The organism is Novosphingobium album (ex Liu et al. 2023) (genome assembly GCF_029076845.1).
GTDB lineage: Bacteria > Pseudomonadota > Alphaproteobacteria > Sphingomonadales > Sphingomonadaceae > Novosphingobium.
Window position 1 is genome coordinate 84981 of the sequence record NZ_JARESE010000041.1, and the last position, 8686, is coordinate 93666.

General features: G+C 65.4%; 11 protein-coding genes. 9 read left to right on the forward strand and 2 right to left on the reverse strand.

The genetic code is table 11. The features are described from left to right. Positions 1-8: 8 nt before the first annotated feature. The 5 genes from PYV00_RS12600 to PYV00_RS12620 all read left to right on the forward strand — a co-directional run bounded on the left by PYV00_RS12600 (position 9) and on the right by PYV00_RS12620 (position 5453). Positions 9-1349, forward strand: coding sequence for a DUF1552 domain-containing protein (locus tag PYV00_RS12600; RefSeq protein WP_275228617.1), 1341 nt, complete (start codon positions 9-11; stop codon positions 1347-1349). Further along, positions 1342-2766: an ankyrin repeat domain-containing protein gene (locus PYV00_RS12605; RefSeq protein ID WP_275228618.1), complete on the forward strand. Its 1425-nt coding sequence runs from the start codon at positions 1342-1344 to the stop codon at positions 2764-2766. The genes PYV00_RS12600 and PYV00_RS12605 overlap by 8 nt, the downstream gene beginning before the upstream one ends. Before the next feature lie 43 nt (positions 2767-2809). Beyond that, positions 2810-3304, forward strand: a complete 495-nt coding sequence (locus PYV00_RS12610; RefSeq protein ID WP_275228619.1) for a c-type cytochrome — start codon at positions 2810-2812, stop codon at positions 3302-3304. A gap of 19 nt (positions 3305-3323) precedes the next feature. After that, the gene (locus PYV00_RS12615) at positions 3324-4016 is read left to right on the forward strand and encodes a cytochrome b/b6 domain-containing protein (RefSeq protein ID WP_275228620.1); all 693 of its coding nucleotides are present in this window, start codon (positions 3324-3326) and stop codon (positions 4014-4016) included. A 369-nt stretch (positions 4017-4385) separates the two neighbouring features. Next, on the forward strand, positions 4386-5453 hold the full coding sequence (locus PYV00_RS12620) for a M48 family metalloprotease (protein WP_275228621.1): 1068 nt from the start codon (positions 4386-4388) through the stop codon (positions 5451-5453). A gap of 507 nt (positions 5454-5960) precedes the next feature. On the opposite strand, the gene PYV00_RS12625 is transcribed toward PYV00_RS12620, so the two are convergent. Further along, entirely contained in the window at positions 5961-6251 is a 291-nt protein-coding gene (locus PYV00_RS12625) for a hypothetical protein (protein ID WP_275228622.1), read from the reverse strand. A gap of 225 nt (positions 6252-6476) precedes the next feature. On the opposite strand from PYV00_RS12625, the gene PYV00_RS12630 reads away from it, so the two are divergent. The 3 genes from PYV00_RS12630 to PYV00_RS12635 are packed head-to-tail and all read left to right on the forward strand — an operon-like array spanning position 6477 to position 7796. Further along, a complete protein-coding gene (locus PYV00_RS12630; RefSeq protein ID WP_275228623.1) occupies positions 6477-7109 on the forward strand; it encodes a hypothetical protein in 633 nt (210 codons plus the stop codon). 25 nt (positions 7110-7134) lie between these two features. Further along, a complete protein-coding gene (locus tag PYV00_RS24430; protein WP_428981633.1) occupies positions 7135-7368 on the forward strand; it encodes an HGGxSTG domain-containing protein in 234 nt (77 codons plus the stop codon). 47 nt (positions 7369-7415) lie between these two features. Beyond that, positions 7416-7796, forward strand: coding sequence for a hypothetical protein (locus PYV00_RS12635; protein WP_275228624.1), 381 nt, complete (start codon positions 7416-7418; stop codon positions 7794-7796). Positions 7797-7803: 7 nt separating this feature from the next. Here PYV00_RS12635 and PYV00_RS12640 read toward each other — a convergent pair whose 3' ends face one another. After that, positions 7804-8097 (reverse strand): helix-turn-helix domain-containing protein, encoded by a 294-nt coding sequence (locus PYV00_RS12640; RefSeq protein ID WP_275228625.1) that lies wholly within the window; start codon positions 8095-8097, stop codon positions 7804-7806. Here PYV00_RS12640 and PYV00_RS12645 point away from each other — a divergent pair. Beyond that, complete coding sequence (locus PYV00_RS12645) at positions 8085-8675, forward strand: tyrosine-type recombinase/integrase (RefSeq protein ID WP_275228626.1); 591 nt, start codon at positions 8085-8087, stop codon at positions 8673-8675. The two genes, PYV00_RS12640 and PYV00_RS12645, sit on opposite strands and share 13 nt — an antisense overlap. Positions 8676-8686: the final 11 nt, after the last annotated feature.

Here is an 8686-nt window from a genome sequence, read left to right on the forward strand (position 1 = left end):
GGCGCGTCATGAGGATCACCCGCAAGCCACTGAACCGCCGCACCGTGCTGCGCGGGATTGGCACGACGATGGCCCTGCCGTTCCTGGAAGCGATGATGCCCGGCGCCCGCGCGGCCGATATCGCCGCGCGGCCCAAGCGGCTGCAGGTGTTCTATTCGCCCAACGGCATGATGATGGAAAGCTTCCGCCCCGCCACCGTGGGCAGCGGCTTTGCCATGACGCCGACGCTCCAGCCGCTGGAGCCGTTCCGCGACCAGATCGCGGTGATCACCGGGCTGGGCCATCCGCAGGCGGCCGCGATGGGCGACCGGCCCGCCGGGCACGGCCGCTCCTGCCCCGCCTTCCTTACCGGCACGCATGTGCGCCAGACCGAAGGCAGCGACATCCGTTGCGCGGTCTCGATGGACCAGGTCTATGCCCGGCACCTGGGCGATGCCACGCAGCTCAGCTCGCTGGAACTGGGCATCGATCAGGCGAGCCTGCTGGGAAGCTGCGACATCGGCTATAGCTGCGCCTATACCAACGGCATCTCGTGGATGAATCCCACCGTGCCGATGCCTGTCACCGCCAATCCGCGCGACGTGTTCGAGCGGCTGTTCGGCGATGGCGACGCGCTGGACGAGAAGAGCCGCCTGGCCCAGCTTCGCCGGCAATCGAGCATCCTCGATTTCGTGATGGACGATGCCGCGCGCCTTTCCGGCCAGCTTGGCGCCGAGGATCGCCGCAAGCTCGACGAATATCTCGAAGCCAGCCGCGCCATCGAAAAGCGCATCCAGCGGGCCGGGGCTTCCGGCGGCGGCGCGCAGGCCGCGACGCTGGAGCGCCCGGCGGGAATGCCGGATTCGTTCGACGAGCACGTGCGCCTGATGATCGACCTGCAAGTGCTGGCGATGCAGGCGGACATCACCCGCGTGGGCAGCTTCATGATCGGGCGCGAGCTGAGCAACCGCACTTATCCCGAGATCGAGGTGCCGGATTCGCACCACATGCTCAGCCACCACGGCAAGAACCCGGACAAGATCGTCAAGCTGGCGCGGATCAACCGGCACCACATGGAATACTTCGCCTATTACCTGAAGCGGATGCGCGAGACGAGGGACGGCGAAGGATCGCTGCTCGATCGCACGCTGGTGATCCGCGGTTCCGCCTTTGGCGATCCCAACGATCACGATCACATGGACTTGCCGATCGTCGTCGCGGGCGGGCTTGTGAAAGGCGATCGCCATGTCGCGGTGGCCAAGGGCACGACGATGTCGAACCTGCTGCTTGCCGGGCTGCACCTGCTGGATGTCCCGGCCGCGTCCTTCGGCGACAGCACCGGGCCGCTCCGGGAACTGGCGCTTGCGTAAAGCGGCCGCTCCGATCCTGGCCGCCGCCGCGCTGCTGGCCGCGAGCGGCCCCGTGCTGGCCCGCCCGGCCGGCGACGACGGCGCGCGGGCCCGGGCGATCGGCGCCAACGACGTGGCGGGCGCGCAGGCCGCGCTGGCCGCCCATGCCGATCCCAACCAGCCGCAGGCTTACGGCGCGAGCCCGCTGGCCCTTGCGGTCGATACGCAGAACCCGGCGATGGTCGCCGCGCTGCTCGCCGCCGGGGCGAAGCCGAACACCGCCGATGTCGAAGGGATAACGCCGCTCGCACTCGCCTGCGAGCTGGGCGAGCCGGCCATCGTGACGCAGCTATTGGATGCCCATGCCGGCGTGAAAGCGACCGCGCCCGACGGCACCACGCCGCTGGCGGTCTGCGCACGCTTCGGCGCGGCCGATGCCGTCGCGCGGATGCTGGCGATGGGGGCCAGAGCAGACGCCGCCGACGCGCGCGGGCAGACGCCGCTGATGTGGGCCGCTTCGGCCGGCAAGACCGATACCATCGCCCTGCTGCTGAAAGCGGGCGCGGGGATCAACCGCGTTTCGGCGGGCGGCTTCACCCCGCTGTTCTTCGCGATCAAGAGCGGGGTGCCCGCCGCCACCGAGGCGCTGATCGCGGCCGGCGCGGACACCGCCCGGCGCGGGCCGGAGAATACCAGCGCGGCGCAGCTGGCGCTCTACCAGAAGAACTATGCCGCCGCCGCCATGCTGGTGGAGCGCGGCGCCGACCTGGCCGAGCGCGACCGCAACGGCAACCAACCGCTCCACGCGGCGGCGGCCGGCGGCGATACCGCGCTCGTCGCGCTGCTGCTGGCGCGGGGCGCGGATGCCAATGGCCTGACCGGCCCTTCGCGCATCACCTGGGTGACGGAGGCCAATTTCGGCGTACCCCCGCCGCCGGTGCCACCTACCCCGCCGCTGCTCTCGGCCGCCGAGGCCGGCCATGCGGCCGTGATGAAGCTGCTGGTGGATGCCGGCGCGCAGCCCGGCTTCGTCGCGGACAACGGCGCCAATGTCGTCATCGCGGCGGCCAGGGGCGGCAGCGCCGCCGCGCTCGCCTATGCGCTCACTCTCGCGCCCGATGTCAACGTGGCGGACGCGAATGGCGACACGCCGCTGCACTGGCTGCTGTTCAGCGGCAGCAAGCCCGAACTGGGTGCCATGCTGCGCATCCTGGCCGCGCACGGTGCGCGCGCGGACATCCAGGACAAGCGCGGCATCACCGCCGCCCAGATCGCCGATGGCGGGCTGAGCGAGGTGAAAGCCCTGTTCGACGCCGCTTTCGCGGTGGGCGCCATGAAAGGCGGTGCCGGGAAAGAGGCCGCCAGTGAAAAAGGGGCTGGCCTCGCAGTGGCCGCTCAGGGCACAAGGCCTGACGCAGCCCAGACACCGCGACTCTGATCGCGGCCCCATCGTTTCAACACCTCTCACGCTGGATATTCGCATGACTCGATCCAAGGCTCCCAAGTTCACGCAAATCGGCCTTGTCGTTGCCGCCGCCGTCACGGCGCTGGTAACGGCGGGCACGCTGGCGGCGGCCGCGCCCTCGCCCGCCGTCAAGACCGCGATCGCCACGCGGCAGGCCAATTTCAAGAAGATGGGCGCGGCGATGAAAACGCTGAACGAACAGCTCAAGGCCGATGCGCCCAACAAGGCGGCCATGGCTGGCGCGGCCAAGGCGCTGCTGGCCGCCGCGCGCGCGCAGCCCAAGCTGTTCCCCGCCGGCAGCGGCCCCTCCTCCGGCGTGAAGACCGAGGCCCTGGCCAATATCTGGACCGATCGCGCCACCTTCGATGGCCAGATGACCAAGCTGCTGGGCGAGGCCAACAAGCTGGTGGGCGCCACCAGCGGCGGCAACGCCGACGCGATCCGCGCGCAATACAAGGCCACCGGCGCCAGTTGCTCCAGCTGCCACCGCCAGTTCCGCGCCGACACCTGACGCATCGGAGCCCGCCGTCATGACCGATACCGCCGCGTCCGCCAGCGCGCCGCGCTTTGCCCGGATCTGGGATGCCCCGGTCCGGCTGTTCCACTGGCTGCTCGTCGCGCTGATCGCCTTCTCCTGGTGGAGCGGCGAACAGCACGAGATGGATTGGCATCGCCTGTCGGGCTACAGCATCCTGGCGCTGCTGGTGTTCCGCCTGTTCTGGGGGTTCGCCGGCAGCCGGACGGCGCGCTTCGCGCAGTTCGTGCGCGGGCCGGGCGCGGTGCTCGCCTATGCACGCAACATCGGCAGGCGCCCCTATGCGGGCAGCGACGGGCACAACGCGCTTGGCGGATGGAGCGTCATCCTGCTGCTGGCGGCGATCGCCGCGATGGTGACGGCGGGGCTTTTCGCGGTGGATGTGGACGGGCTGGAATCAGGCCCGCTGGCCGATTACGTCAGCTTCGACCAGGGACGCGCGGCGGCCGAAGTCCACGAAGCGATGTTCAACGTGCTGCTGGCGCTCATCGCGCTGCATGTGCTGGCGATCCTGTTCTATCTCGTCTGGCACCGCCGCAACCTGATCCGCCCGATGGTCAGCGGCCGCCGCGCGCTGGACGCGACCGAGGCAGCGAGCGATCTGCGCTGGTCGCCATGGAAAGCCGCGCTCGGCGTGGTCCTAGCCGCGGCTTGCGCCTACGCCGTATCGCAGGGCCTGCGCTTCTGAGAGACTGGCGGCGAAGCGCGCGCCCTGCCCGAACGCGGCAAGGCCAGAGGCCGAGCCCGATGGCAACGCCTGTTAGGAAGTTGGCGCCTGTTAGGAAGTTGGCCACCCCGCACCGCCGCCCGATGGGCAAACCGGCGCTTGCCATGGTTAATTTCACCCAGCACGAAATTAGGCGACTTCGCAAGGGTCCATGCAGTAATCAAAATAACTATTACATGACATGTATAACCTAATATAGCATTTTTTCTTTATAGATCGCCAAATCCGTCGCGTTTTTTGGTAAATTTCCGTAACGTGACCGGCTGATCCTGTTATATCCCTCGATGATACCTGCCCGGAAGACAAAACTTCGGGTCGGGAATCACAACAATGCCATTTGCACTTGCCAGCGCGCGCGCCTGGACGCGCGCCTTCGGGATCGGTTGCGCCGCGGCGCTGGCCGTTCTGCCCTGCATCGCGCAGGCCAATGCCGCGCCGCAAGCCGGCCGGTCGATCGACAACGAACTGCGCCTTCATGCGATCGCCTATCGCCTGGGCACCGCCAATGCCGCGCGCTGCACCGCGCCCGCGATGCTGACCGGGATGATCCTGCATGATGTCGGCGCCTATGACGCCGGCACGCGCGCCGCAATCAGCCAGCGGCGCGGCCTGACTTACGGCTTTGGCGTGCGCAAGTTCGTCCCCGGCAGCCCCGCCGACCACGCCGGCATCCGCCCGGATGACGAGATCGTGGCGGTGAACGGCACGGACTTGCGCGATTTCGCCACGGACGCGATCGCCGCGCGCGGCTCCTACGATCGCGTCGCCCGCTTCGAGGACTTTCTTTCGGCCGCGTTGCGCGACGGCCCCGCCACTTTGCGCATCCGGCACGGATCGGACCAGCGCGACGTTACCATGACGGGCGAAGCGGCCTGCGGCGGCGAGCCCGTGCTGGTCAACAGCGGGGAACTCAACGCCTGGTCGGACGGCAAATATGTCGCAGTGACCACGCGGATGCTGGCCATGGCTGGCGACGATGCCGAACTGTCCTTCGTGGTCGCACACGAAATGGCACACAACGCGCTGCGCCATGCCGAACGGCTGGGCCATTTCTCCCCCCTGCTCGCCGAATTCGGCCTGGGCGCCGGCAAAGTGAAGCAGACCGAAATCGAGGCCGACAAACTGGCGGTCGAAATGATGGCCAGCGCGCACTACGATCTGGCCGCCCCCGAACGCCTCCTGCGCCACGTCGGCAAATTCGACTTCCTCGATCTGGCAACCACGCACCCCGCGATCGGCAAACGCATCGAAATGGCGAATACCATGCGCCACCAGATCGAAACCACGCTCGCCGCCTCGACGGCCACGCAGCCGGCAACGGAAAGCGACGCCCCCGCAGGCGCGCTCGCGCTGGCGGACGCCATGACCGGCGGGTCAGGCAATCCGGTGAGCGTGTGAAAGCCGAGGGTGCGTTACGGTGCCTTGGGAACGAAGAATATGTGCTGAAATATCGGAGACCAAACCCCGCGCGGCGAAGAAACAGTCCATTTCGGTGAGACTGTGCGACGGCAAATCGCAAGATATCGATGCAACCGCCGCGGACCGTAGCCGAATGACCCCCGGTCCGGGCTCGGGCACAGCCCCAAAGGGGCTGAAAATCCTTCGGATATCGCGGGAGTTTGCCCGGCGTCATGAGCCAGACGCGCGGAGCCGGGACCCTGGAACAGAGCGCATTCCCACGCGCCGGTGGACACCTGAAATACGCTTGTCTCGGCGGGCATCAGCCCGATGCTCTGCCAGGGGCGTCGCATCAACCGCCCCAAGGCGCAGCGATCATCGCAGCGACACAAACTGGGCGGAACGCCAAAAACGAAGCAGGCCAGAAACAATAGTTTCCGGCCTGCTTCGCGTTGAATATACTTCGCCCAAGCGCCATCAGGCGCCCGCAATGGCCATCAGATCACATCAAGGGCTGGCAGGCCCATTCCCGTTGCCCGACGCTGCCGCAGCCGTCCCGCCAGCCGCCAACGCCGCAAGCGCACCCAACCCAAGAAAATTGGTCTTCTTCTTGACCTTGGGCTGCGCGGGCGTCTGCCCATCAGCCACTTGCCCGTCGGTGGTCTGCCCTTCCGGCGCGCCACCTTCCGTCGCCGGAGCCGCATTCACAAACGGCTTCGCCGCACCACCATCCGCCAGCGCCGGCACCGCCACCCCAAGCGTAACCACGCCAGCAGTCAGCCAAATTCCCTTGGTCATCATAAACACTCCACTTGTGCATGCGCACAGGGGTTTCAATCACTCAAACCTTCTCACACCACCCTCACAAGTCAATCCGCGACTGATCCGAAGTGGAGGGTTGCGTTATCGGCAGTTTGCGGTGCCCCCGGGGGTGGGGAGGTGAGCAAGAAATGCAAAACAACCCCATGCACAGTAGAATTCCTCGCCTTGCTCAAGGCCGATTGCATCCCCACATGCGTAAACATGGCACGCAAGAAGGATCAGGCAGCTGACGGGGCCTCGCCCAAAAAGGTGCTCGAGAAGCGCTATCCTCCCAACAAGCTTTATTCCTTCGCCAAGGTTGCAGAATGCAGTGCGGTCCAGGTCGAGCAGGAAAAGCTCACTGAGATTGCTGGCCTGCTTTGGTTCGGGGAAGGCCTGAGTGAGGAGCAAAAGCACGCCAAGATCCTGAAGGCCATCGACCTGTTCGAGAGCATCGAACCGGATGACGGCATTGAGGCGATGCTCGCTGCCCAAATGGTTGGCACCCACCATGCAGCCATCGAGTGCCTTCGCCGCGCGATGCTTCCAGGGCAGACCTTTGATGGACGCAACGCTGCCCTGACCCATGCGCAGCGGTTGATGAGCCTCTATGCCAAGCAGCTGGCCGCGCTCGACAAGCATCGCGGCAAGGGGCAGCAGAAAGTCACGGTCGAGCATGTCAACGTGGCAGCTGGTGGTCAGGCGATTGTCGGGAATGTTGATACGAGTGCGGCCTCAGGTCCAAAGAGGCGCAAGGTCGCACCGCCGCAGATCGAACATGCCGAACCGCAGTCCAACGCAATCGACGAGCTTTCTACGCCGCGCAAGGCTGGCTCGCGTGCTCGCCGTGGTTAGTTCGCATCTCCGCAATACCGAGCCAATGCGTTCCTCGCCTCGCTGCGGCGCCAAGACCCGCGCCGGCACGCCTTGTGAGGCCCCTGCGGTCAAAGGTAAGAAACGTTGCCGCATGCATGGCGGTGCCAAGGGCTCGGGCGCACCAAAAGGCAATCAGAACGCGCTTAAGTCTGGGCTCTACACTGCCGAAAGTCTGAGATTACGGCGTCACGTCAACCAACTCATCCGTGACACCAAGAAGATATTCGAGGAAATGTAGGCGGTGTGGACTCGGATGGCCCTTGGTGTGGGATGGTGCGATCTGCCATGAGCGGAACAAGTTCCAATCGCGTTCTCAAGTCGGTATTGTTCTGGCTCGTCCTGTCGGCGATCCTTATTTTGGCTCTGTTGCCGCATCCTCCGGCTGTCCCGGTGGAGTCCGACAAGGTTCAACACATGATCGCTTTTGCGACACTGAGCCTGCTGGCCAGGCTGGCATTTCCTCGGCGCAGCCTTGCTGCGCTGTTCGTAACCATGGCAGCGCTAGGTGCGGCGATCGAAGTGCTGCAGATGATCCCGGCCCTCCACCGCGATGCCGAGCTTGCCGACTGGCTCGCGGATTGCGTTGCGAGCCTCACCGTCCTGGTTCTCTTTCGGGGAATGCAGTGGATCTTGTCTCCGAAGCATGATGTACCAGGCGACGGATGAAGCCTGCTTAGTTGGTCGAGCGAGGATGGATGCGGATCCCAGGCGCGTCATCGGGTGAGCCGATGAACTCGATACCGGCTGCTTCGAGGGCTTCTTGAAGAGCTGCTAGGTTGGCCGAAGTTGTGCTTGGTACGCCATCCTCCAGTTCGGCCCGCTTAATGGTGCTGGAGCTGACGCGCGAACGCTGCGCGAGGTCTTTCACACTCCACCGCAGCGCGTATCGCGCCGAACGAATTTGAACACCAGTCACCGTTGACAGGTGACCATTCATGATACTAAAAAGACCATATGAGCCATTCATGTGCGAGCACAAACTTCCGTACACACGACTGGCGAGCGGAATTCAAGCGCCTTGATGGCGCGTTCGCGCCGTCGACGATCAAGTCTTACCTGACCGACGTCCGGTTGTTTGTTGAATGGTGCGAGGAAAGGGGGCTGGCGGCGCTCCCAGCCGAGATCGAAACGGTCTGTGCGTTTCTTGAGGACCAAGCGAAAAGCCTTTGCCCATCTTCGGTGCGGCGTCGGCTTTACGCCATTCGCAAAGTGCACCGGTTGCTGCGCCTGCCCGACCCGACCTGGGACGAGGCGATTACGATCACATTGCGCAGGATTCGCCGCGCGAAACTCAACCGCCCGAAGCAGGTGAAAGGCATGACGCGCGACTATCTGGAGCGCTGCCTGGCCGCACAGCCGGACGATCCATGGGGCCTGCGCAACCGAGCGATGATCTCGCTTGGCTACGACTTGCTCACGCGCCGCTCCGAGCTGGTCGCGCTCAGGACCGACGATATCCAAATGCGGGGGGATGGAACGCTGCGTGCGATTATTAGAGCGGTTTTCGACCGCTTTGAATCGATGAGGGATTCCCTTGCGGGCTGATTTGTGATTCA

Coding starts and splice junctions, on each gene's coding strand:
- PYV00_RS12620 (WP_275228621.1), top strand. CDS start 4,386: ATGCCATTTGCACTTGCCAGCGCGCGCGCCTGGACGCGCGCCTTCGGG.
- PYV00_RS12615 (WP_275228620.1), top strand. CDS start 3,324: ATGACCGATACCGCCGCGTCCGCCAGCGCGCCGCGCTTTGCCCGGATC.
- PYV00_RS12610 (WP_275228619.1), top strand. CDS start 2,810: ATGACTCGATCCAAGGCTCCCAAGTTCACGCAAATCGGCCTTGTCGTT.
- PYV00_RS12635 (WP_275228624.1), top strand. CDS start 7,416: ATGAGCGGAACAAGTTCCAATCGCGTTCTCAAGTCGGTATTGTTCTGG.
- PYV00_RS24430 (WP_428981633.1), top strand. CDS start 7,135: ATGCGTTCCTCGCCTCGCTGCGGCGCCAAGACCCGCGCCGGCACGCCT.
- PYV00_RS12630 (WP_275228623.1), top strand. CDS start 6,477: ATGGCACGCAAGAAGGATCAGGCAGCTGACGGGGCCTCGCCCAAAAAG.
- PYV00_RS12600 (WP_275228617.1), top strand. CDS start 9: ATGAGGATCACCCGCAAGCCACTGAACCGCCGCACCGTGCTGCGCGGG.
- PYV00_RS12625 (WP_275228622.1), bottom strand. CDS start 6,251: ATGACCAAGGGAATTTGGCTGACTGCTGGCGTGGTTACGCTTGGGGTG.
- PYV00_RS12645 (WP_275228626.1), top strand. CDS start 8,085: ATGAGCCATTCATGTGCGAGCACAAACTTCCGTACACACGACTGGCGA.
- PYV00_RS12640 (WP_275228625.1), bottom strand. CDS start 8,097: ATGAATGGCTCATATGGTCTTTTTAGTATCATGAATGGTCACCTGTCA.